18 protein-coding genes and 1 pseudogene are annotated in these 21,890 nt (G+C 63.9%); 14 read left to right on the top strand and 5 right to left on the bottom strand.

What is annotated here, in order from left to right; genetic code table 11:
- Nucleotides 1-28 precede the first annotated feature (28 nt).
- The 7 genes and pseudogenes from AC5O5R_RS17920 (at nucleotide 29) to AC5O5R_RS17890 (ending at nucleotide 11,141) form a co-directional block, all read left to right on the top strand.
- Nucleotides 29-1,225, top strand: coding sequence for an MFS transporter (locus AC5O5R_RS17920; protein WP_172218752.1), 1,197 nt, complete (start codon nucleotides 29-31; stop codon nucleotides 1,223-1,225).
- Nucleotides 1,226-1,309: 84 nt separating this feature from the next.
- Nucleotides 1,310-3,670, top strand: a complete 2,361-nt coding sequence (locus AC5O5R_RS17915; protein ID WP_172218754.1) for a DNA polymerase II — start codon at nucleotides 1,310-1,312, stop codon at nucleotides 3,668-3,670.
- A 77-nt stretch (nucleotides 3,671-3,747) separates the two neighbouring features.
- Nucleotides 3,748-8,193 carry an NEL-type E3 ubiquitin ligase domain-containing protein gene (locus AC5O5R_RS17910; protein ID WP_172218756.1) on the top strand — a complete coding sequence of 1,482 codons (4,446 nt, stop codon included), beginning with the start codon at nucleotides 3,748-3,750 and terminating at the stop codon, nucleotides 8,191-8,193.
- 242 nt (nucleotides 8,194-8,435) lie between these two features.
- Nucleotides 8,436-8,996: a DUF4174 domain-containing protein gene (locus AC5O5R_RS17905; protein WP_172218758.1), complete on the top strand. Its 561-nt coding sequence runs from the start codon at nucleotides 8,436-8,438 to the stop codon at nucleotides 8,994-8,996.
- A gap of 171 nt (nucleotides 8,997-9,167) precedes the next feature.
- A pseudogene (locus AC5O5R_RS17900) lies at nucleotides 9,168-9,461 on the top strand (HvfA family oxazolone/thioamide-modified RiPP metallophore); the annotation flags it as partial.
- 143 nt (nucleotides 9,462-9,604) lie between these two features.
- The gene (locus AC5O5R_RS17895) at nucleotides 9,605-10,453 is read left to right on the top strand and encodes an HvfB family MNIO-type RiPP peptide maturase (protein WP_172218760.1); all 849 of its coding nucleotides are present in this window, start codon (nucleotides 9,605-9,607) and stop codon (nucleotides 10,451-10,453) included.
- Entirely contained in the window at nucleotides 10,446-11,141 is a 696-nt protein-coding gene (locus AC5O5R_RS17890) for an HvfC family RiPP maturation protein (RefSeq protein ID WP_172218771.1), read from the top strand. The genes AC5O5R_RS17895 and AC5O5R_RS17890 overlap by 8 nt, the downstream gene beginning before the upstream one ends.
- A gap of 51 nt (nucleotides 11,142-11,192) precedes the next feature.
- On the opposite strand, the gene AC5O5R_RS17885 is transcribed toward AC5O5R_RS17890, so the two are convergent.
- The 3 genes from AC5O5R_RS17885 to AC5O5R_RS17875 all read right to left on the bottom strand — a co-directional run bounded on the left by AC5O5R_RS17885 (nucleotide 11,193) and on the right by AC5O5R_RS17875 (nucleotide 13,882).
- Complete coding sequence (locus AC5O5R_RS17885; RefSeq protein WP_172218773.1) at nucleotides 11,193-11,681, bottom strand: HvfX family Cu-binding RiPP maturation protein; 489 nt, start codon at nucleotides 11,679-11,681, stop codon at nucleotides 11,193-11,195.
- 177 nt (nucleotides 11,682-11,858) lie between these two features.
- Entirely contained in the window at nucleotides 11,859-13,145 is a 1,287-nt protein-coding gene (locus AC5O5R_RS17880) for a sensor histidine kinase (RefSeq protein ID WP_172218775.1), read from the bottom strand.
- Nucleotides 13,142-13,882 (bottom strand): response regulator, encoded by a 741-nt coding sequence (locus tag AC5O5R_RS17875; RefSeq protein WP_172218777.1) that lies wholly within the window; start codon nucleotides 13,880-13,882, stop codon nucleotides 13,142-13,144. The genes AC5O5R_RS17880 and AC5O5R_RS17875 overlap by 4 nt, the downstream gene beginning before the upstream one ends.
- A gap of 218 nt (nucleotides 13,883-14,100) precedes the next feature.
- Here AC5O5R_RS17875 and AC5O5R_RS17870 point away from each other — a divergent pair, with 218 nt between their 5' ends.
- Genes AC5O5R_RS17870 through tam form a run of 3 tightly spaced genes read left to right on the top strand, consistent with a single transcriptional unit; the run spans nucleotide 14,101 to nucleotide 15,739 of the window.
- A complete protein-coding gene (locus AC5O5R_RS17870; RefSeq protein ID WP_172218779.1) occupies nucleotides 14,101-14,376 on the top strand; it encodes a DUF2790 domain-containing protein in 276 nt (91 codons plus the stop codon).
- Complete coding sequence (locus AC5O5R_RS17865; RefSeq protein ID WP_172218781.1) at nucleotides 14,366-14,902, top strand: thioredoxin family protein; 537 nt, start codon at nucleotides 14,366-14,368, stop codon at nucleotides 14,900-14,902. Before AC5O5R_RS17870 ends, AC5O5R_RS17865 begins: the two co-directional genes overlap by 11 nt.
- A 60-nt stretch (nucleotides 14,903-14,962) precedes the next feature.
- Complete coding sequence (gene tam / locus AC5O5R_RS17860) at nucleotides 14,963-15,739, top strand: trans-aconitate 2-methyltransferase (RefSeq protein WP_172218783.1); 777 nt, start codon at nucleotides 14,963-14,965, stop codon at nucleotides 15,737-15,739.
- Here the strand turns inward: tam and AC5O5R_RS17855 are convergent.
- Together AC5O5R_RS17855 and AC5O5R_RS17850 are read right to left on the bottom strand one after the other, a co-directional pair.
- Nucleotides 15,729-16,100, bottom strand: coding sequence for a DUF2784 domain-containing protein (locus tag AC5O5R_RS17855; RefSeq protein WP_172218785.1), 372 nt, complete (start codon nucleotides 16,098-16,100; stop codon nucleotides 15,729-15,731). The two genes, tam and AC5O5R_RS17855, sit on opposite strands and share 11 nt — an antisense overlap.
- Before the next feature lie 24 nt (nucleotides 16,101-16,124).
- The gene (locus tag AC5O5R_RS17850) at nucleotides 16,125-17,045 is read right to left on the bottom strand and encodes a LysR substrate-binding domain-containing protein (RefSeq protein WP_172218787.1); all 921 of its coding nucleotides are present in this window, start codon (nucleotides 17,043-17,045) and stop codon (nucleotides 16,125-16,127) included.
- Between the two features lie 244 nt (nucleotides 17,046-17,289).
- On the opposite strand from AC5O5R_RS17850, the gene AC5O5R_RS17845 reads away from it, so the two are divergent.
- The 4 genes from AC5O5R_RS17845 to AC5O5R_RS17830 all read left to right on the top strand — a co-directional run bounded on the left by AC5O5R_RS17845 (nucleotide 17,290) and on the right by AC5O5R_RS17830 (nucleotide 21,860).
- Nucleotides 17,290-18,606, top strand: coding sequence for an MFS transporter (locus AC5O5R_RS17845; RefSeq protein ID WP_172218789.1), 1,317 nt, complete (start codon nucleotides 17,290-17,292; stop codon nucleotides 18,604-18,606).
- Nucleotides 18,607-18,621: 15 nt separating this feature from the next.
- Nucleotides 18,622-20,013: an FAD-dependent oxidoreductase gene (locus AC5O5R_RS17840; RefSeq protein WP_172218791.1), complete on the top strand. Its 1,392-nt coding sequence runs from the start codon at nucleotides 18,622-18,624 to the stop codon at nucleotides 20,011-20,013.
- Between the two features lie 97 nt (nucleotides 20,014-20,110).
- Nucleotides 20,111-20,821 carry a YebC/PmpR family DNA-binding transcriptional regulator gene (locus AC5O5R_RS17835; protein ID WP_172218793.1) on the top strand — a complete coding sequence of 237 codons (711 nt, stop codon included), beginning with the start codon at nucleotides 20,111-20,113 and terminating at the stop codon, nucleotides 20,819-20,821.
- A gap of 94 nt (nucleotides 20,822-20,915) precedes the next feature.
- The gene (locus tag AC5O5R_RS17830) at nucleotides 20,916-21,860 is read left to right on the top strand and encodes a LysR family transcriptional regulator (protein WP_172218795.1); all 945 of its coding nucleotides are present in this window, start codon (nucleotides 20,916-20,918) and stop codon (nucleotides 21,858-21,860) included.
- Nucleotides 21,861-21,890 lie beyond the last annotated feature (30 nt).

Here is a 21,890-nt window from a genome sequence, read left to right as displayed (position 1 = left end):
CGCCTCTCTTCATTTCAAGGCCTCCGCAATGACCCAGACCTCATCTGCTGCGCTACCTGCAGCCAGCACCGAGCGCTTGCCGCTAAGCGGCTTGCTGGCGCTGGCGCTGACCGGCTTCATCGCCATCCTCAGCGAAACCTTGCCTGCGGGCTTGCTCGACCAGATCGCCGATGGCATGCACATCAGCCAGGCCATGGCCGGGCAGTGGGTGACGGCGTACGCGCTTGGCTCGCTGTTGACGGCCATTCCGCTGGTGACCCTGACCCAAGGGTGGTATCGCCGCCGGGCGCTGCTGCTGGCAATCGTCGGTTTCGTCCTGTTCAACGGGCTGACCGCCTTGTCGACCTCCAATACCCTGACGCTGCTCCTGCGTTTTTTCACCGGCGCTGCAGCGGGGCTGGCCTGGGGGCTGATTGCAGGCCACGCGCGGCGCATGGTGCCGGTGGCGCAGCAGGGTAAAGCCATGGCGGTGGCCATGCTCGGCGCACCGATTGCCTTGTCGCTCGGGTTGCCGATCGCCACATGGCTGGGGGCATGGCTGGGTTGGCGCGCCACCTTCGTGGTGATCACCCTGGCGGCGCTGTTGCTGGTGATCTGGGTGTTGCTGTCGGTACCAGACTACCCCGGGCATGCCGCTGGCAAGCGCCCGTCGGCCATGCAGGTGCTGCGCACGCCGGGGGTAGGCATTGTGCTGCTGGTGATCCTGACGTGGGTGCTGGGCCACAATATTCTCTACACCTACATCGTGCCGCTGCTGGCGGCGGCCGGCATGGCGGCCGACATCGGTCCGGTACTGATGGTGTTCGGCGTGGCGGCACTGGCCGGGATCGGCCTGGTGGGGCTACTGGTCGACCGGCATCTGCGCACACTGGTGCTGCTGAGCCTGGCGGGTTTCGCGCTGGCTACCCTGGCCTTGGGGCAGGCGTCGTCATGGCTGGTGTACCTGAGCGTTGCGTTGTGGGGCGTCACCTACGGTGGCGCGCCGACCCTGCTGCAAACCGCCTGCGCCGACGCGGCGGGCGAGGGCGGTGATGTGGCGCAGTCGATGCTGGTGACGGTGTGGAACAGCGCCATTGCCTTGGGCGGGATCATCGGCGGGGTGCTGCTGACGGGGGCAGGTGTCGGGTCGTTTGGCGCGGTGGTTCTGGCATTGATTGTGGTGGCCTGGTTGTTGGCCTGGGCCGGGCGACGCGGCGGTTTTGTGAAGGGGGAGCGCCAGGCTTGAGGTTTTCAGCGCCACTAAAAGCCTCACGCCAGACCCGACAGCGGTAGAATCACCCATTCAACAGACAGGTAAGAGGTTGGCGCGGTGGAGTTGCAACAGGGCTTTGTCCTGACCCGGCATTGGCACGACACGCCCGACGGCACCTGCGTGGAGCTGTGGCTAGCCACCGACCAAGGCCCGCGCCAGCTGCGCCTGGCACCGCAGGTGTCGGTGGCGTTCATCCCTCAGGCGCAGGAGGCGCATGCCAGGGTATTGCTCGGCAACGAGCCTGGCGTCGAGCTGCGCCCCCTGCAGCTCCAGGATTTCGACCACCGGCCGGTGCTGGGCCTGTACTGCCGCCAGCACCGCCAGCTGATGCAGCTGGAGCAACGCCTGCGTACTGCCGGCATCGAGGTGTTCGAAGCCGATATCCGGCCGCCCGAGCGCTACCTGATGGAGCGGTTCATCACTGCCCCGGTACAGTTCACCGGCCAACCGGATCCCCACGGCGTGCTCTGCAATGCGCAGCTCAAGCCGTTGAAGGGGTATCGCCCGCCTCTGCGCCTGGTGTCGCTGGACATCGAAACCAGCGAGCGCGGCGAGTTGTACAGCATTGCCCTGGAAGGCTGCGGCCAGCGCCAGGTATACATGCTTGGCCCGGCCAACGGCGATCCTGCTGACATCGACTTCGACCTGCACTATTGCACCAATCGTGCCGCGCTACTGAACTGCCTCAACCAGTGGATGGCCGAACACGATCCCGATGCGATCATCGGCTGGAACCTGATCCAGTTCGACCTGCGTCTGCTGCATGAGCATGGCGGGCAACTACAGGTGCCATTGGCACTGGGCCGCAATGGCGCGCCCATGACCTTGCGCAGCCAGGCCGGTGGCGGCCATGTGTTTGCCGATGCACCGGGGCGACTGCTGATCGACGGTATCGAGGCGCTGCGCTCGGCGACCTGGAGTTTCCCTTCGTTCAGCCTGGAAAATGTCGCCCAGACCCTGCTCGGCGAAGGCAAGGCCATCGACACGCCCTACCAGCGTATGGACGAAATCAACCGCCGCTTCGCCGAAGACAAACCGGCGCTGGCACGCTACAACCTCAAGGACTGCGAACTGGTCACGCGTATTTTCGCCCACACCCGCCTGCTCGAATTCCTCCTGGAGCGGTCCTCGGTGACCGGCCTTGCGGTGGACCGAAGCGGCGGTTCGGTGGCGGCGTTCTGCCATTTGTACATTCCGCAAATGCACCGCCTGGGCTTTGTCGCCCCCAACCTTGGCAGCCGCCCGGACGAAGCCAGCCCTGGCGGGTTTGTCATGGATTCGCGCCCGGGCCTCTACGACTCGGTGCTGGTGCTGGACTACAAGAGCCTGTACCCGTCGATCATTCGTACCTTTCTGATTGACCCGGTTGGCCTGGTCGAGGGGCTGCGCCAGCCGGACGACGTGCACTCGGTGGAAGGCTTCCGCGGTGGCCGCTTCTCGCGTACCCGGCATTGCCTGCCGGCCATCGTCGAGCGGGTGTGGCAGGGCCGGGAAGCGGCCAAGCGCGAGGGCAATGCACCGTTGTCCCAGGCGCTGAAGATCATCATGAATGCCTTCTACGGGGTGCTCGGCTCCAGCGGCTGCCGCTTCTTCGACCCGCGCCTGGCGTCGTCGATCACCATGCGCGGCCACCAGATCATGCACCAGACCCGCCTGCTGATCGAGGCGCGCGGCTATGACGTGATCTATGGCGATACCGACTCGACATTCGTCTGGCTCAAGGGGGCCCACGGCGAGGACGCAGCGGCACGCATTGGTCGAGAACTGGTCGCCGAAGTCAATCACTGGTGGCAGCAGCACCTGGGCGACACGCTGGGCCTGCACAGCGCGCTCGAGCTGCAGTTCGAAACGCATTTCCGGCGGTTTCTGATGCCGACCATCCGCGGCACCGAAGAAGGCAGCAAGAAGCGCTATGCGGGCCTGGTGCAGCAGCCCGATGGCAGCCAGACCATGGTCTACAAAGGCCTGGAATCGGTGCGTACCGATTGGTCGCCACTGGCGCGGGAGTTCCAGCAGGCGTTGTATGGCCGGGTGTTCCGCAATGAGCCCTATCGCGAATATGTGCGTGATTACGTGCAGCGCACCCTGGCTGGCGAGCTGGATGCGCAGCTGGTCTATCGCAAGCGCCTGCGGCGCCCGCTGGCGGACTATCAACGCAACGTGCCACCGCATGTGCGCGCCGCACGGCTGGCGGACGACTACAACCGGCGCATCGGCCGCCCCACGCAGTACCAGAAGGGTGGCTGGATCAGCTATATCATCACAACTGCGGGTCCCGAACCTTTGGAAAACCTGCAATCACCGATTGACTACGAGCACTACCTGAGCCGTCAGTTGCAACCGGTCGCCGATGCCATCCTGCCTTTTGTCGGGGATGACTTCAGTGCCCTGACAGGCAGCCAGCTGAAGCTGTTCTGAGCCGGTGGTAACGCCATAGTCCCTTTGGCCACTGCTACTGCTTAGCGTTGCACCTTTCGATGAAAAAGGGGCATTTCATGAGCAATAGTGAGGCGGGCGATAGCCTGGCGTTGGAGCAGGGGTATCAGGATGGCGTGATCGTGCGGGCACTGCCGGCCTGGATGCGCAACTTGAGCGCCGCCGGTGCAGGGCAGCAACCGGCATTGTCGCCGATACAACTCACGGCATTGGTCCGAGCGTTGAAAACCGGCTTGCAGTGCAAGCAACGGCTGAGTCTTGACCTGCGGGATATTCAGGGTATCGAGCAGTACTGCCGGCCGCTGCTGCAGCGCGCCTTGCGCGACGATTTTTCAGTGCTGGTCGACTGCAGCACCCTCTACCTGCGCCACCATTATTTCACTATTGCGCCCAGGCCCGACTGGGCGCTTGGCCGATTGCCCCAGCAGCAACAAAACGACTTCGACATTCCGCTTGTCACCGCAGCGCTTGCCAATTTTACCGAGCACGAAGCGCAGGGGCGTGGGCTATCGCGCAAGGATCGCGTGGTCGCCGGGGATGGCGCTACAGTTGCCGGCATGACGGCGGCTGCTTTTGCCGGTTGCTGCCGCAATCTCGACCTGGGAGCGCGCTATCAGGAGCACCTTCAGGCTGCGCTCGATGCGCCGGCTGAGCGCACGCCCAGCGGGCATACGGTCGCATCGTCCCTGGCAGCGCTGCTGGCCTCATCGATGCTGGTCGACGCCTGTCGCGCCAGAAACGACGGCACGCTGACTGCCGAAGAGCTTGAACTGGTAGTTGGCTTGTGTCACCACGGCCGGCTTGGCGCTTTAGGCACCCGGGCGGTGCATGCCCGGCAGCTGACAGCCTACGCTTGCAGGCTCGAGCAGATACTGGTGCTGGACATCACTGATGACTTTATCGGGTTCAAATCCAGCGCGCGGGTACTGGTGTACATCCCGGACGACCCGGTCAGCCCGTGGAATGTAGCGACTGATCTGGATGCATTCATCCGCAGCACCTTGGGCAAGCGTCTTGCCAAACAGCCGTATCAGCGGTTTTTCCGCCGGTTCATCCGCCGCCGCGACCGTCAGGCGTTCTTTGCCCAGGTAGCCGGCGCCCTCAAGGACGTCGCTGACTGGGCAACCCGCGACATGGACCAGCACCTGTCCGATTACCCGCAACCATTGTTCGCCCACCTGGCCCAGGCATGGGTTGACCAGGTCAAGGACGACGCGGCGTTCATTGCGGTGCCAGTGAAGGACATCGACGCCAGGGTTGAGCAGCAGCGGCACAATCGGCTGGTCAACAGCGCCTGGATGACTGCCGGCGTGATGGGCCTATTCGTGCCGCAGCTCAATGCCGTGTTGCTGGGCATTGCAGCCTGGGGCTTGCTCGAGGACGTGTTCCATGCGGTAGGCGCCTGGCGTGAGGGCGATGCCCGAGCAGCGCTGGACCATGTGCTGGACGTGTTCACACAGCTGGTTGAGCTGGGGGTTACGGCAGTGGTCATGCGCACCGTCAGCCGAGCGTGGCAGAGGGTAGACCCTATGGTAGTGGCACGTCTGGAGGACGGGTCTGAAAAACTGTGGCAGTTCGACCTGGCGCCGTTTCGCAGTGCTGCCCCCCCTGTACAGGCACTGGCCGATGCCGCAGGGGTCTACCGTCAGGGCGAACGCTGCTGGGTCAACATGGAGGGTAGCTTTTTCGAGGTCCTGCAGCGCCCGGACGACCTCTGGCAGATCAAGCCCGTCGACGGCTATGGCCCCCTGCTTCGGCATAACGCTTCCGGGGCATGGCGAGTCTGGTGCGAACAGCCTGTCGAGTGGGATGACACCTACAAGATGTTCCAACGCCTGGGTGGCCCGTTCACCGAGCTGGCGCCTGTGCAGATAGACCACGTGTTGGCGATCCACGACATGACAGCAGAGCATCTGAGGGGGTTGCACGTGTGTAGCGGTGCGCCCCATGCCTGCTTGGTGGACACGGTGAATCGCGTGGCGGTGATGAACCGTATCCAGGCGCTGATCAGCCAGCTGCGCAGCACCCAGACGGTTCGAGACAGCGCTTTGCTGAACAGGGTCCGGCAAGGGGCGGAGACCGAAGCGCTGTCGGACGCCGAGCTTGCGGACCGGGTCTGGGGCACGCGGCATGCACTGCTACTGCAGCTGTACTATGAACGGTATCCCGTGACGCCGGCCACTTACGAGCTGCAGCGCGACTTCGAAAGCTTGCACCGCCTGGCAGCCGAGGAACTGCTGGGCGCTACGGACCAGCGCCTTGCCTACCATGCCGCCGACCTGGCAAGGCACATTCGTTGCGTGCGCGCGCATGAGGCGCTGTTGTTCGACCTGCCACAGGACCTGAATCTGGCGCGCGTTGTGCTGGCAGGCATGAGCCAGCTGCCAGGTGCAGCTGCAGGGCCCGGGTGGCAGCTGTTCGACGGCGATGCAGGCCAGCCGCTGGCCAGTACCGAAGGGGGGGCGGGATTGCTGCGGTTGAGGTTTCAGGGCGGTGCTTTTTATCTGAATGAACAACATGGACCGGGTGATCTGTTCGATCTCGTTGCCACCGGGTATAGCGACGAAGCGCATGCGGCGATGGGTATCGGGCAGCCGTTCGCTGCGCAATTACGTGCACGGCTCGCCGAGCATGTGGCGCGAGGACAGCTGGTCATTGCGAACGTACTGGGGATCAGGCGGCCTACCGGTTTCTTCCTTCCCCCACAACGCTTTGGTCAAGGGCTGACAGGATACCCATTGAGTGGTTGCCGCTCTTGTATCGGCGCCCGCGGCACGAGGCGACGGCCAGCGGGTCTTGCTGCCCAGCTGCGAGACCTGTATCCGGGGTTCGGTGAGCAGCAGGTAGACGACTGGCTTACGCGCGCGCGGGCCTCGCAGCTTGATCCCACGATGATGCTGGTCGACCTTGAGCAGCAGTTGCGGATGCTGACCCGCCAGCTGCGTAGCTGGCAGCGGTCTACTGCCCGAATCTGGGCCTGGAATGCGCGTCGCCAGTTTGCGGTGACGCTAGAGCACTGTTGGCGTCGCCTGGGCCCACGCTCGTCGGGCGAAGGGCGTGTCTCCTTTGAGCTCAGCAGTTACACCAGCAACCTGGATGAACTGCCGGCCATACCGCAGCAAGTGGATTTTGCCCACGTTTCCCGGATCAACTTGAGAAACCTGCAGCTGCGCAGGGTGCCGGAGGACTTCCTCCACGTGTTTGCCAGGTTGACTGTGCTGTGCGTCACCAATTGCCGACTGCGCAGTCTGCCTTTGTCCCGCGAGTTGGCTTCACAGCTGGAAGTGCTGGACGTGTCCGGTAACCAGATCAGTCTGGATGGGCGCGCCACAGACCTGCTGGCCCGATCCCGCTCGCTTGTCTATTTGAACCTGTCGCACAATCCATTACGCCTGGCGTTTTCCATCGTCGAAATGCAGAGCCTTCGGACGTTGATGTTGGGCAACACCCAGTTGACAGAGGTGCCCGGTGGTCTTCTGCAAGCCGCACGGCTGAGGACGCTCGATCTTGCCGACAACGCCATCCGGACCTTGCCCTTTGGTTTCTACCGTTCCATTTTGTGGCTCGACGGCAGGGTGCGGCTATCAGGTAACCCGCTACAGGGCGTACGCGATCAATGGCATGAACTGAATGATGACCCGGTTCCGACCATGCTCCGTTGGCTAGACCTTGTCACCAGCAGCGAGCGCGACCGCCTGGCCGATGCATGGGGCACGCTTGAAGCCCGGGCGGGTTCGCAGGACTTTTTTCATCTGTTGAAGAGGCTCACGACTTCCGCCGATTTTCGCCAGGCATTCACCAGCCGGTATCTGGCCTTGCGCGTACAGCGGATGCTGATGTACCTGGTGAAGCGCCCGGAGCTGCAAGCAGAAGTGTTCAGGCACGCCTTGAGCGAGTATTGCGAAGACAATGCGACGCTGCGCTTCAGCGATCTGGAGATCCGGGTGAAGGTCTGGAAGGCGCTGAACGAACACAGCGTTGTCGACACAGAGCAGGCGCTGCTTTCCATTGGCGCTCAATGCTGGCGGCTGGCAGCGCTTGATAGCCTGGCGGCGCTGCACGCGGCACGCGTGGGCAGGGCCGATGAATCGCTGGAGTTCGCCTTGGCGTACCGCCTGGCATTGATCGAGAATCTCGACCTGCCCATCGAGCACGACGAAATGCTCAACCCAGGAGTCGCCTTGCTTTCCGACCTGGACCTCGTCGTCGCAGCACGGCAGGTCCGCAATGCGCAGTCGCCGGACGCGCTGGCGGAATACCTGGTGTCGCAACGGTTCTGGAAAGCGTATCTGCAGAAGGCTTTCGGTGTGCGCCTGCAAGTTCCGCAGTCCATGCACGACGACCTCGAGGCAATGATGGAGCGTAACGCGCCCGCTGAGGAAATCAATCGGCTCAATGACAGTGTGCAACGCAGGGAGCGCAACCTGCAGTTACAACTGACCCGCGAAGCGATCGCCACGCATTTGCCCGCCGTAGTATTGGCACCCCCTGCACCCCATGGCTGAGCGAAGCCGTACTGCAGCTGGATGCGATGCGTTACTACGGTGTGCAAAGGGCGCGTTGGACTATGCTCATCTGACAGGCGGGCGTATGGACTTTGTGGGGGCTTGGGCAGGTTGTCGCAAACGGTAATGCTCGGTTACTTTTCGTTGACACACCGATGCCCCCGGTTGGTTTACGCTCGTTCGTCGGATCTTTCTCCCTGATCTGTAGTCTTCTGGTTTATCGAGAGAATAAGGAGATACGCATGCTCGTCCGGTCACTGACCTTCGCCGCCCTGCTCGCTATCACAGGGCCTGTTATTGCGGCCGACAGTGATGCGCCGCTGGCCAAGGAACTGGGCAAAGCCAGGCCATTGGTGGTCATTGCGCCCAGTAGCGCCGACCCGACCCTGCGCGGGTTGAACGAGGCGCTCAAGGACCCTGCCACTCAGGCGGGTTTCAAGGAGCGTAATCTGGTGTTGTACAGCGTTGCCCAGATGATCGGCAAGCGTGAGGACAAGAACCTGGAGCAGCAGACCACCATGGCGCTTATCCGCGAACTCAAGCTGGGTGCCAGCAAAGGTACCAAGGTGATTCTGATCGGCAAGGATGGTGAGCGGCACATGCTCAAGGATGACGACAGCGGCGGTACGATCGAGCCAGAGGACATCTTCAAGGCGGTCGATGAGCTGCCCGCCACCGAGAAGGCCGTTACAGCGCCCGAGCCCGTTGCGGCCGCCGCTGAACCCAAACCCAAGGACAGCAAAGCCGCCAAGCCTGCCAAACCCGCCAAGCCGGCGGCACCTCCCAAACCGCTGGAAGACTGATCCCCGGTAATGGCCCTGGCATGCCCAGGGCCATCTGCGCGGCATGTATCGGTCTGTATCTGGCAAGCGTACAGACCCATTTCCCTACAAAACAGCGCATCGCCTGATACATCCACGACAACTCCGCCCGGCCTAATGGCTCCACTTTCCAAACCAAAGTGGAGCATCACCATGACTCAAGTACGAAGCACCTTCGGCATTCTGGGTGCCGCCCTGATCGGCAGCATGGCCTTGGGCAGCAGCGCGTTTGCCGTCGAACCGCTGGCTCAGGGTTATCAGCTGGCGCAAGCCAAAGTGGCCGGCGAGGGCAAATGTGGTGAAGGCAAGTGCGGCGGCAGTGGCAAGGCCACGCAGGGCGAAGGCAAATGCGGCGGCAGCGACAAGGCCACCAACAGCGAAGGCAAATGCGGTGAAGGCAAGTGCGGAGCCAGCGCCAAGGCTGGGGCTGAAGGCAAGCATGCCGGCGCGTAGCTTGCCAGGCTTCACGCTGCCATGGCTTACGGCCTGTTCAGTCCCCTGACTGCCAAGGGCTGATCTTCTTCCCATGAAACGCCGCCACGCCCCTCCTGCTGATCAGGCGGGGCGTTGTGCCTGTTGGAGACCTGCCAATGCACTGCACACCTTCTTACGCTCTGCCTCTGCAGACAGGGCTCGGCCTGCGTCGCGGGCTGTTGCCCGACCTGCTGGAGATGCAGGCCGGCACAGTGGACTTTCTCGAATGCGCACCGGAAAACTGGATTGCCGTGGGCGGTGCCTATGGCAAGGGTCTGGCTCAATTGGCTGAGCGCTTCCCTATCACCTGCCATGGGCTGTCGTTGTCGCTGGGTGGCAGCGAGCCACTGGACCTGCATTTCCTCGACCAGACCCGTCAGTTTCTTGATCGCCACCAGGTGCGCTTGTACAGCGAGCACCTGAGCTATTGCAGCGATGACGGGCACCTGTACGACCTGATGCCTATGCCGTTCACCGATGAAGCCGTACGCCATGTGGCCGCGCGCATACGCCAGGCACAGGAATACCTTGAACGGCGCATTGCCGTGGAAAACATCAGCTACTATGCCGCACCGTACCAGGCGCTGAGCGAGCTCGAATTCATTCGCGCGGTTCTTGATGAAGCCGATTGCGACCTGCTGCTGGACGTCAACAACGTATTCGTCAACGCCTGCAATCATCGCTACGACGCCAGGGCATTCCTCAACGGCTTACCCAGGGAACGCGTGACCGGTATGCATGTGGCCGGGCATTTTGACGAGGCGCCCGATCTGAAAGTCGACACCCACGGGGCGCCGGTCAGGGAAGATGTCTGGGCCCTGTATGCCTTCGCTTGTGCCCGTTTTGGCGTGCTGCCAACGGTGCTCGAACGCGACTTCAACTACCCGCCACTGGCCGAGCTGCTCGCCGAAACGGCACGTATCCGCACTGTACAGCGTGCCTGGGGAGCTTCAATCCATGAATGAGACCCTGCGCGAACAGCAATACACCCTGGCCCGCCACCTGCGCGATCCTCAGCGCCATGCCCCGCCGCCCGGCCTGGAGGCGCGGCGCCTGAAGGTTTACTGCGAGTTGTTCTACGGCGCTATCGAAGGCTTGCTGGCTGGCAGCTTCCCGGTGATGCGCCAGGCATTAGGGGAACAGTGCTGGCATGCCCGCGTGCGTGACTTCTACGCCAACTACCGTAGCCAGACGCCGTTGTTTACCGAAATTGCCCAGGCCTTCGTCGATTACCTGCAGGGGGTGGAGCTGGACGCGCCCTGGCAGCTGGAGCTGGCGCACTATGAATGGATCGAGGCGCAGTTGTACCTGAGTGATGCCGAGGATGCGCAGCATGAGCCGGCGGGCGACTTGCTGGATGGCGAGCCGCTGTTGTCGTGTGTGGCGCGAGTGCTGGCTTATCGTTGGCCGGTGGAGCGTATTGGTGTGGATTACCAGCCAACGGTTGCGCCAGACGCGCCGACCTTGCTGCTGGTGTATCGCGATGCCGGCTTGCAGGTGCGCTTTGCGCGGCTGGCGCCGATGGCCTATCGGCTGCTGGTGGAGCAGGGCAGTGGACGGGCGCGGCTGGCGGCTGTGGGTGGGGATGTAGAGCAGGGGCTGGCGTTGCTGGAGGGACTGCGCGGGCAAGGCGTCATCATCGGTACCTGCTGACTGCACGTATTGGGGCGCGCGGCGATGGGCTGCGCAGCAGCCCCAGCGATTTCAGCTGTAGAACCGCGCCCTTAGCCAATGATCCAGGCTCAGGCGCCCAGCCCCCTTGAGCAGCAGTGGCAGCAACGCCACCAGGTAGATCAACGGCAGCTTGTAGTTGCCAAAGCCCTGGTCGGTGATCGCATACCCCTGGGCCAATTCGGCCACGCTTGACCAATGCGCCGGCCAGTGCACTGCCGCTATAGCCACTACCGTCACCACCACAAGTCCCAAAGATGCCAGCCGGGTACCGAGCCCAAGCAACAGCAGCAACGGCAGGATCAATTCCGCCCACATCGACAGCTGCCAGTTCAGCTCGGCGGGCAGCAGATTGAAGGGGAAGGGAAAGCTGGATTGCAGGTCGGCGAACCAGTTGCTGCCATTGAACTTCTCCAGGCCTGACTCAAAAAACTCCCACGCCAGAAACAGTCGTAGAGGCAGGTCGGCGCTCCACGTGCCGAAACGGTCGAAGTGGGCAAGGGTGCGAGTGAAGGTTGTCATGTGGGTGGTCTCTTCCAGGTAAAGTGCACCGGCGCAGCGGCGCTGCAGGCCGGGTGTGGTTGGATGACCGGGAGTGTGAAGGGGGCGGGTATCGGCAGTGTGTCGGGAGAGACGGATTGTGTATCGGATTGTAGAAACCCTTCAGAGAATGCTGGATTTTTGAAGCGGACCTGCCAGTCAGTTGAGCTCGATCTGAGCGCAAAGCCCGCCACCTTTGCGGTTGCTAAGGGTCAACCGCCCACCCATCGCCTGGATCAATTGATGAGCGATGGCCAGCCCCAGCCCGGTGCCTCCGGTGCTGCGGTTGCGTGACCCTTCTACCCGGTAGAACGGCTTGAGCACGTCTTCCAGCTCGCCACCCGGTATGCCTGGCCCGTTGTCGAGCACGCGGATCACTGTAGTGCCGCCCTCACTGCACACTTCGAGCTCCGCGGCGCCCGCAAACTTGAGTGCGTTGTCGACCAGGTTCACCAGTACCCGGCGCAGGGCGTGCGGGCGGGTTTGAAGCAGGCTTACGCTGCTGCCGCGGCGCTGGACTTGGGCGCCGCTGTCCTGGTAGTCGAACACCAGGCTGTCGAGGAAGGCATCGAGGTTGACCCGGCACGGGGCCTCGGTGCTGGTGTCCATGCTGCGGGCATAGGCCACGCCTTCGCGCACCAGGTGCTCCATCTCGCCCAGGTCGCTCCACAACTTGTCTTTCTCGAGGCCATCATCCATCACTTCGACACGCAGCTTCATCCGCGTGATCGGCGTTTGCAGATCGTGCGAAATGGCCGCCAGCAGCTGCATGCGCTCTTTGAGATGGGCAGCAATTCGTGCCTGCAGGGCGTTGAAGGCCGCAGCGGCGTAGCGCACCTCGCGCGGGCCGGTTTCATCCAGTTGCACGCCGGGCTTGTCCGGATCGAGGCTATCCACCGCACGGGAAAGGCGGGTAAGCGGGCCGATGGCCAGGCGTACCGCCAGCCAGGTGCACAGTAACAGCACCGCCAGCTGGATCAGCAATACCACTGGCAGCCAACGGGCCACCGGGACTGGGGTCGGGGTCACGTCGATGGTCAGCGGCGTACCGTCGGCCAGGGTGAGGTGGGCCTGGAAGTGCGCATTCGGGCCGGGGATCTCCTCGAAGGTCAGGCGGTAGTCACTGCCGATGGCCTTGACGATCGACTCGGCAGCCATGGGTGGGTCGCTGCTGGGCATGGCCTCGCCCGTCAGGCCCTGGTCCAGGCGGTAGCGGTAGGTGCGCCGTTCCAGGCGCGGCAGCCAGGCTGCGCGTTCGGCGGCGGGCAAGCGGTCGAGGATGGCCACTGAGGTGGCCACGTCCTGCTCCAGGTTGCTGAGCATCATCGAGCGGCTGCTGATATAGCGTTCGTAGGCCTGCAGGCCGAACGACAGGCCGTAGGCGAGCACCAGGCCGGTGAAGAAGATCAGTGCCAGGCGCGAGGCCAGCGTCCGTGGCCATTTCATGCGGGCGACTCGAGCAGTTGCACCGGCAGCGAGAACACATAGCCCTCGCTGCGCACGGTCTTGATGCAGCTTGGCTCGCGGGCATCGTCACCCAGGCGCTGGCGCAGGCGGCTGACCAGCAGGTCGATGGAGCGGTCGAAGATGTCGGCTTCACGGCCCTGGGTCAGGTTCAGCAGCTGCTCCCGGCTGAGCACCCGCTGCGGGTGGTCGAGAAACACCCGCAGCAGGCGGTACTCGGCGCCACTCAGGGCTACCAGGGTACCTTCGCTGTCGAGCAGATGACGCGCGGTGGTGTCCAGGCGCCACTGGCCGAAACCGAGCAGGCGGCTGCTTTCACTAATGGTCAGGTTGGGCGGCAGCATGCGCGTGCGGCGCAGCACGGCGTTGATGCGAGCCAGCAGTTCGCGTGCCGAGAACGGCTTGGTCAGGTAATCGTCGGCGCCCATCTCCAGGCCGATGATGCGATCGGTTTCGTCGTTGCGCGCGGTCAGCATCAACACCGGGGTGTTGCGGTGCTTGCCGGCGCGCAATTCGCGGCACAGCAGCAGGCCGTCGTCGCCGGGCATCATGATGTCGAGGACGATGAGGTCGACGCTGTTGGCTTCGAGAAAGGCGCGCATCTGCCGGCCGTCGGCGACGATGCTGGTGCGCAGGCCGTTCTTTTTCAGGTAGTTGCCGACCAGTTCGCGGATCTCGCGGTCGTCGTCGACGATCAGGATGTGATCGACGTGTTCCATGCGCAGCGTTCCTGTGTAAGTGGGCTTTGCCGCAGTGTACAGAGCACGCTCGCGCGTGCCTGCGGGGTTTTGTATTGCAGTGTATCTGGCCTGGGCATGGATACAGCAGGAAGCACATCACGCTTCGGGCGACACATATGGGATACCTGGCAGGCGTCAAATGGCTCTCGACCGGGGAGCAACACTCCCCATACCCAGTGCTACACAGGAGAGATGCCATGAACTTCAAGACCTTCGCCAGCGCCAGCCTGTTCGCCGTGCTCGGCTGCGGCGCTATCGCCGCCCAGGCCGCCACCGCCCCAATGCATGAAGGCAGCCCCATGCAGTACCGCTACGGCGATCAGCTGGATGTGAAAAAAGTACTGTCGGTTCAGGATGACCAGAGCAACGCTTGCGGCTTGGTGAATACCCGCATGGACTACCTCGATTCCAAGGGTCAGCAGCAGAGCGTGCAGTACCGCAGCTACGCCACCGGCGGTTGCCATGAGAACTGATCGACGCCTGCTGTTGCTAGTAGGAGGTATTGCCCTGGTCGCAGCCGGTCTGGGCCTGGCCGGGCAGCTGATGCCCCGTGACAGCTACGGCGCCATGCCGGCGCTGTCGGGCGCCAGCCATTGGCTGAACTCCGCGCCACTGGATGCTCCGGCGCTCAAAGGCAAGGTTGTGCTGGTGGACTTCTGGACCTGGGACTGCATCAACTGCCAGCGCAGCCTGCCGCATGTCAACGACTGGGCGCGGCGTTATGCCGACCAGGGGCTGGTGGTGGTCGGGGTGCATACGCCGGAGTACGACTACGAGCATGATCTGGATACCCTGCGCGACAAGGTGGCCAAGCTGGGGATCGGTTATCCGGTTGCGGCCGACAATGACTACAAAGTGTGGAATGCCTGGGGCAACCAGTTCTGGCCGGCGCATTACTTCGTCGACCGCAAGGGGCAGGTGCGCCATGTGCACTTTGGCGAGGGGGATTATGCGGGGCAGGAGCAGGTGATACAGGCATTGCTGGCGGAGCAGGAGTAAGGCCCTCACAGCCGGCAGATAGCATATGCTGTGCACATTGCCTGCCCAAAGGAGCCACACATGGCCTGGTCCGCCACCCAGTATTCCCTGTTCGAAGATGAACGCACCCGCGCCGTGCGCGACCTGCTTGCCGCCGTGCCAGCGCGCCCGGTGCGCCACGCCACCGACCTGGGCTGCGGCCCTGGCAACTCCACCGAAGTGCTGCTGCAACGTTACCCAGATGCCCAGGTAACCGCGCTGGACAGCGACCCGGACATGATTGACAAGGCCCGCCAGCGCAAACGCCTGTGTATCCCCCGGGTACGCACGGCCGTGGCTGACATTGCCGGCTGGTCCGCGCCTGAGCCGCAGGACCTGATCCTGGCCAATGCCTCGCTGCAGTGGGTAGCCGACCACGCCTCGCTGTACCCGCACCTGGTGCGCCAACTCAGTGAAGGTGCCAGCCTGGCCGTGCAAACGCCTGATAACCTCGACGAACCGGCTCACCGTCAGCTGCGCGAAATCGCCAGCCAAGGCCCCTGGGCGGCGAAGTTTGCAGACTTCCAGCTGCCGCCACGGCACAGCGCGGCGTTCTACTATGACCTGCTCAGCCCGCTGTGCACTCGCGTGGATGTGTGGCGTACCACCTATCACCACCCGCTGCCCGGTGGCGCGGAAGCGGTGGTGGAGTGGTTCAAGGGTTCGGCCCTTCGGCCCTACCTGGCACGCCTGGACGCGGCGGAACAGGCCATTTTCCTGCAGATGTACCTGCAGGCCATGCAGCGCGATTACCCGCCAGCCACCGACGGCAAGGTGCTGTTGCCGTTCCCGCGCCTGTTCCTGATCGCTACCCGCTAGGGCGGTGCCAGCGCCGGGCCGCGTAGCTGTAGATGCCAAGGTTGAGCAGCAGCACGAAACCGCCCATCAGCAACTGGATCTGCGGTGTAAGCCCTGTGGGGTAGATCAGTGGCCAAACGTAATGCTCGACGAAACCGCCCTCGTAGCCCGCGTCACCCGCAGCTTCGCGCATTCGGTTTTCCCAGCGGGTGAGCGGGCAGCCCAACTGCAGGCATTCCACCGCCAGGCCCCAGGCCAGGGCTGGCAGGTGCAGCAGCAGGGTAGGGCGCCAACGCAGCACCAGCAGCCCGCCGAACAGGACCAGCAGGATGAAGGCCAGGTGCAGCAGGACCAGACTGTCGGCGGCGAGGCGGTAGAGCATGGGTGATCGGTTTGCGGGGTGAGGTTATTCCAGCATAGCCGGGCTGGCAGTGCCGGCAATAGGCCCAGCCCAGACTTGCACCCCTTCCTCGACCATCTGCAAAAAGGTCGCCACCACCCGCCGCGTTCGCTGTTCGCGCAGGCATACCAGTGTTTCGGTCAGGTGCCGCTGGCAGTCAATGATCGGCAACGCACACACCCGCGCATCGGCACCAAACTCTGCCGCCGACACCACGCCCACGCCAATCCCCACCACTACCGCTTCACGCGCCGCCTCCCGGCCCTCCACCTGGATGGCCGGGCGTATCCGCAACCCGGCCCGCTGCATCTCTTCTTCCAAAGTCTGCCGCGTCACCGAGCCCGGCTCGCGCAGCACCAGTGGCGTGTCGTCCAGGTCGGCAAGGCTGATCGAGCCGCGGCTGGCCCACGGGTGGTTGTGCGAAACGAACGCCACCATCGGGTCGCGGCGCAGCGGCAGGCAATGCAGGCGCTGATCATCGACATCCCGGCCAAGCAGGGCCAGGTCGGCCTGGTAGCTGAACAGCCTGGCCAGCGATTCATCGGTGTTGCCGGTCTCGATCTTCACCTGGATGCCCGGGTAGCGCTGGCAGAAGCGGGCGATCTGCGGCAGCACGTGCACCGGCGCATCCACCGCCAGCACCAGGCTGCCGGTGTGCAGGGCGCGTGAGTCCTGCAGCAGCTCATGGGCCTCGGCTTCGCAGGCAAACAGGCGCTGGCTGATGCCCAACAGGCGCTCGCCCAGGTCGGTCAGTTGCACCGAGCGCTTGTTGCGGTGGAACAGCAATACACCGAACCGTTCCTCCAGTTTGCGTACCTGGTCCGACACCGCCGGCTGGGTAAGAAACAGCTTTTGTGCAGCGCGGGTAAAGCTGCCGTGCACGGCCACTGCGTGAAAGGCCTTGAGTTGTGCGTGGGAAACCGACATGACGACCTCAGTAACAAGCTGGGCTTATGTGTGAAATACGATAAATCGATTTTATTTATCAGTCAGCAACTGTTTCCATACCGTTCAGCCCGACGCGAACACCACAAGTGCCCGCCAGGGCCATGGCGCTCACACGGCGCCATCTGACCCGATGACAGCCTCGTCATCGCTGTGCGCAACACAACAACAAGACAGGCGTTTTTTCACATTCTGCCGGCACACTTGAGCAAGAGGTCAGACTCATATGAATAATTCCCTAGCCACGTTCAAACGCTGGCGCATGCAGATTTTTGCGATAACCTGGCTGGCCTACGCCGCCTTCTATTTCACCCGCAAGGCGTTTTCGGTGGCCAAGCTGGGCATCGCCGAAGACCCGGCTTTCATGCTCGACAAGGCCGCCATGGCCAACCTCGACGCCATCTACCTGGCCGCCTATGCGGTTGGCCAGTTTACCTGGGGCATGCTCGCCGACCGCTTCGGGCCGCGCGTGGTGGTGCTTGGCGGCCTGCTGATATCGGCAGTGGCGGCGGTGGTGATGGGCAGCTATGCCACCTTCCCGATTTTTGCCACCTGCATGCTGGTTCAGGGGCTGGCGCAATCCACTGGCTGGGCCGGGTTGTGCAAGAACATCGGCAGTTTCTTCCCTGCCTCGCAGCGTGGCCGGGTGCTGGGCCTGTGGAGCTCCTGCTACGCCTTTGGCGGCCTGGTGGCCTCGCCGTTTGCCGGCTGGTGGGCCTATACCCTGGTCGGCACCTGGCATGCGGCGTTCTTCTCCAGTGCCGCGGTGGTGGCGCTGGTGGCCGTGCTGTTCTTCTTCCTGCAGCGCAACAAGCCTGAAGACGTCGGTTTGCCAGCGGTGGAGCCCGAGCCGCAGAGCATGGCCCCGGCCGGCAACCTGTGCAGTGTGTGGGCACCGCTGCAGGAGATCATGCGCAACCGCACGGTACTGACCCTCGGCCTGGCGTATTTCCTGTTGAAGCCGGCGCGCTACGCGATCCTGCTGTGGGGGCCGGTGATCGTCTTCGAGCAGATGCCGTCGGTGGGCAAGGTTGGCGCGGCAATCATCCCCACAGCCTTCGAACTGGCCGGACTGCTTGGCCCGATCATCATCGGCCTGGCCTCGGACAAGCTGTTCGGCGCCAGGCGCATGCCGGCGTGTGTCATCAGCCTGGTGCTGCTGACCGTGACCCTGGCGCTGTTCATGGCCGCCATGGACACCGGCAGCGTGATGCTGGTGGTGGCCCTGCTGTTCGTGATGGGCCTGACCCTCTACGGGCCAGACTCGATGATCAGTGGTGCTGCTGCGATCGACTTCGGCACGGCCAAGGCCGGTGCCACCGCGGCGGGCTTCGTCAACGGTTGCGGTTCGGTGGGGGCGGTGCTGGGCGGGCTGCTGCCGGGTTACTTCGATGGCGTTACGGTGTTCATCGTGTTCGCCGGCTGCGCGCTGTTCTCGGCACTGGTGCTGCTGCCGCATTGGAACAGCCGCCCCGCCAGCGCTGCGCACAGTGCCGATGTGGCGCCGAACACCAGCATGGCAATCAAGCCACTGCGTACCTGAAAGGAAAGCGAGCGAATGAGACCGTTCTGGCTGCAACAGGCCCTGGATTCGGCGCAGGAGGCGGTGTGCCCGCCCCTGCAAGGCGATGCCCGTTGCGATGTATGCATCGTCGGCGGCGGCTACACCGGTCTGTGGACTGCATTGATGCTCAAGGAGGCAGCGCCGGCCCTGGATATCGTGCTGATCGAGGCCGATATCTGCGGTGCCGGTGCCAGTGGCCGCAACGGTGGGTGTGCGCTGTCCTGGTCGGCCAAGTACTTCACCCTCGAGCGCTTGTTCGGACCGGCAGAGGCTGTGCGCCTGGTGCAGGAGTCGGAGCGCAGCATCGGTGACATCGGCGCGTTTTGCACGGCCAATGGCATCGACTGCGACTATCGCCTGGACGGCACGCTGTACACCGCCACCAACGCGGCCCAGATCGGGGCGACCGACGCAGTAATCGCCGCGCTGGAGCACAAGGGCATCAATTCCTTCAGCCGTCTGCCGTTGCAGCAGGTGCAGCGCCTGGCAGGGTCGGCGCGGCACCTGGAGGGCTGGTTTTCACCCGCGGCAGCCACTGTGCAGCCAGGCAAGCTGGTGCGCGGGCTGCGCCGTGTGGCCTTGCAGCGCGGCGTGCGCATCCATGAGGGCACCGCCATGACCGGCCTGGAGCACGGCGCCCCGGTGCAGGTGCGCACCGCCCATGGCACGCTGCGTGCCGATCGCGTGGTGCTGGGCCTGAATGCCTGGATGGCGCGGGCCTTCCCGCAGTTCGAGCGCAGCGTGGCGATTGTCTCCAGCGACATGGTGATCACCGAACCGTGCCCCGACCTGCTGAGCCAGGTCGGCCTGGACAGCGGCATCAGCGTGCTCGACTCGCGCATCTTCGTGCATTACTACCATAACACCTCCGATGGCCGGCTGATGCTCGGCAAGGGCGGTAATACCTTTGCCTATGGCGGGCGCATGTTGCCGGTGTTCGACCAGCCATCGCCGTACCGGCCCTTGCTGCGCGAAAGCCTGGGCGGGTTTTTCCCGGCGCTGGCCGACGTGCCGCTGGCGGCCAGCTGGAACGGGCCGTCGGACCGCTCGGTAACCGGCCTGCCATTCTTTGGCCGGCTGGACGGGCAGGGCAATGTGTTCTACGGCTTTGGCTATTCCGGCAGCGGCGTCGGGCCGTGCCATATGGGCGGGCAGATTCTCTCGTCGCTGGCACTGGGGCTGGACAACCCGTGGACCCGCTCACCGCTGGTCAAGGGGCCGCTGGGGCTGTTCCCGCCCGAGCCGATCCGCTACCTGGGCTCGCTGATGGTGCGCAATGCCATCCGTCGCAAGGAGCGCGCCGAAGACCACGGCTTGCGCCCGCGCAGGCTGGATGTGCGCCTGGCGCGGTTTGCCGCGGCGGCGGGCAAGGCCGATAAAGGCTGATGCGATTTCTTGTCGATCCCGTGCCTGAGGGCGTATAAACTGCACCCACTTTTGGCCGGTCGCTTCCGGAACCGGCCGCTGAAACAAGAGAGTCGACATGGGCGCACAGTGGAAAGCCAAGCATAGAGAAACAGCTGCCAACGCCAAGGGCAAGATCATGGGCAAGCTGTCCAAGGAAATCCAGATCGCGGCCAAATCGGGCGCCGATCCCGACATGAACCCGCGCCTGCGCCTGGCCATCGTGCAGGCCAAGAAGGCTTCGATGACCCGCGAGACCCTGGACCGGGCAATCCGCAAGGGTGCCGGCCTGGACGGTGATGCCGTGCAGTACCACGCGGTCAGCTACGAAGGCTTCGCCCCGCACCAGGTGCCGCTGATCGTCGAGTGCCTCACCGACAACATCAACCGTACCGTCGCGCAGATCCGCGTGCTGTTCCGCAAGGGGCAGCTGGGTGCCAGCGGTTCGGTGGCCTGGGACTTCAACCATGTCGGCCTGATCGAAGCCACTGCCGAAGGCGATGCCGACCCGGAAATGGCCGCCATCGAAGCCGGCGCCCAGGACTTCGAGGAAGGTGAAGAAGAGGGCTCGACCCTGTTCATCACCGACACCACCGACCTCGACGCGGTGCAGAAGGCCCTGCCGGAGCATGGCTTCACCGTGACCTCGGCGAAGATCGGCTACACCCCGAAAAACCCGGTAAGCGCGGCCAGCCTCAGTGCCGAGGCGCTGGCCGAGGTTGAAGCGTTCCTCGAGGCCATCGACGAGAACGATGACGTGCAGAACGTGTACGTCGGTCTGACCGCGTAAATTCCGGGGTCGCCTTGCGGCCCTTCGCGGGCTCGCCCGCTCCCACAGGTATTTTGTAGGAGCGGGCTTCTGAATTTCACCGCAGGGAGCCTGCATGAACCCCGCTTTCGCCTCCCTCAGCCTTGCCCACCTGCGCACCCTCGACCACCTGTTGCAGCTGAAAAACCTCAGCCACGCCGCTGAGCGTCTGGGCGTCAGCCAGTCCGCCCTGAGCCGTCAGCTGGCCCACCTGCGCGAAGCCTTCGATGATCCGTTGCTGGTACGCCAGGGCCGTGGCTACGTACTCAGCGAGTACGCCGAAGCGCTGGTCGAACCCCTGCGGCAAGTCCTTGAAGAACTGCACGCCCTGCGCCAGCCCGCGGTGTTCGACCCGGCGCGTTGCGAGCGGCGCTTCTGCCTGGCCGCCTCGGATTACGTGGCCGAGCACATGCTGCCGTTGCTGGTCGCCGCACTGGAGCGTGAAGCACCCGGTGTGTCGCTGGAATACCGTACCTGGCAGGCCGGGCAGTATGCCTTGCTGGCCAGTGGCGAGATCGACCTGGCCACCACCTTGTTCGACGAGTCGCCGCCCAACCTGCACGGGCGCTTGCTGGGCGAGGACCGCGCGGTGTGCCTGATGCGCCAGGATCATCCGTTGGCCGCTCACACCACGCTCAGCCAGGCCGATTACCTGGCGCACAAGCATGTGCGTATCTCCGGCGGGGGTGACAAAGACAGCTTCATCGACCGCCACCTGCGCGCTCAGGGCCTGCAGCGGCGGGTCAGCCTGGAGGTGCCGTTCTTCTCGGCCACTGTGCAGGTGATCGCCAACAGCCTGGCTGTGGCTACGGTGCCCGAACATATTGCCCGGCAACTGAGCCGCCTGCATCACCTGGCCTGGCGGCCGCTGGGCTTCATCGACCACAGCCAGCGCTACTGGGTGGTGTGGCACCAGCGCCTGCAGGCTTCGGCCGAGCACCGCTGGTTGCGCAACCGGGTATTCGAGTTGTGGCGCCAGTCGCAGTTCGGCGTGCAGGGTGGGCATGCGGGTTTGCCATAGCAGGTATGCGTGATGCGGGGTTAATAGTCT

Source organism: Pseudomonas sp. 8_5_2 (genome assembly GCF_059295255.1).
The sequence above is the reverse complement of the archived record's forward strand: the minus strand, read 5'-3'. Positions and strand labels throughout refer to the sequence as shown.

What these genes read in the sequence shown, in the direction of transcription:
- AC5O5R_RS17865 (WP_172218781.1), top strand. Translation starts at nt 14,366, where the DNA reads ATGAGAACTGATCGACGCCTGCTGTTGCTAGTAGGAGGTATTGCCCTG.
- AC5O5R_RS17845 (WP_172218789.1), top strand. Translation starts at nt 17,290, where the DNA reads ATGAATAATTCCCTAGCCACGTTCAAACGCTGGCGCATGCAGATTTTT.
- AC5O5R_RS17895 (WP_172218760.1), top strand. Translation starts at nt 9,605, where the DNA reads ATGCACTGCACACCTTCTTACGCTCTGCCTCTGCAGACAGGGCTCGGC.
- AC5O5R_RS17905 (WP_172218758.1), top strand. Translation starts at nt 8,436, where the DNA reads ATGCTCGTCCGGTCACTGACCTTCGCCGCCCTGCTCGCTATCACAGGG.
- AC5O5R_RS17850 (WP_172218787.1), bottom strand. Translation starts at nt 17,045, where the DNA reads ATGTCGGTTTCCCACGCACAACTCAAGGCCTTTCACGCAGTGGCCGTG.
- AC5O5R_RS17875 (WP_172218777.1), bottom strand. Translation starts at nt 13,882, where the DNA reads ATGGAACACGTCGATCACATCCTGATCGTCGACGACGACCGCGAGATC.
- AC5O5R_RS17880 (WP_172218775.1), bottom strand. Translation starts at nt 13,145, where the DNA reads ATGAAATGGCCACGGACGCTGGCCTCGCGCCTGGCACTGATCTTCTTC.
- AC5O5R_RS17870 (WP_172218779.1), top strand. Translation starts at nt 14,101, where the DNA reads ATGAACTTCAAGACCTTCGCCAGCGCCAGCCTGTTCGCCGTGCTCGGC.
- AC5O5R_RS17890 (WP_172218771.1), top strand. Translation starts at nt 10,446, where the DNA reads ATGAATGAGACCCTGCGCGAACAGCAATACACCCTGGCCCGCCACCTG.
- AC5O5R_RS17830 (WP_172218795.1), top strand. Translation starts at nt 20,916, where the DNA reads ATGAACCCCGCTTTCGCCTCCCTCAGCCTTGCCCACCTGCGCACCCTC.
- AC5O5R_RS17840 (WP_172218791.1), top strand. Translation starts at nt 18,622, where the DNA reads ATGAGACCGTTCTGGCTGCAACAGGCCCTGGATTCGGCGCAGGAGGCG.
- AC5O5R_RS17910 (WP_172218756.1), top strand. Translation starts at nt 3,748, where the DNA reads ATGAGCAATAGTGAGGCGGGCGATAGCCTGGCGTTGGAGCAGGGGTAT.
- AC5O5R_RS17885 (WP_172218773.1), bottom strand. Translation starts at nt 11,681, where the DNA reads ATGACAACCTTCACTCGCACCCTTGCCCACTTCGACCGTTTCGGCACG.
- AC5O5R_RS17835 (WP_172218793.1), top strand. Translation starts at nt 20,111, where the DNA reads ATGGGCGCACAGTGGAAAGCCAAGCATAGAGAAACAGCTGCCAACGCC.
- AC5O5R_RS17920 (WP_172218752.1), top strand. Translation starts at nt 29, where the DNA reads ATGACCCAGACCTCATCTGCTGCGCTACCTGCAGCCAGCACCGAGCGC.
- AC5O5R_RS17855 (WP_172218785.1), bottom strand. Translation starts at nt 16,100, where the DNA reads ATGCTCTACCGCCTCGCCGCCGACAGTCTGGTCCTGCTGCACCTGGCC.
- tam (WP_172218783.1), top strand. Translation starts at nt 14,963, where the DNA reads ATGGCCTGGTCCGCCACCCAGTATTCCCTGTTCGAAGATGAACGCACC.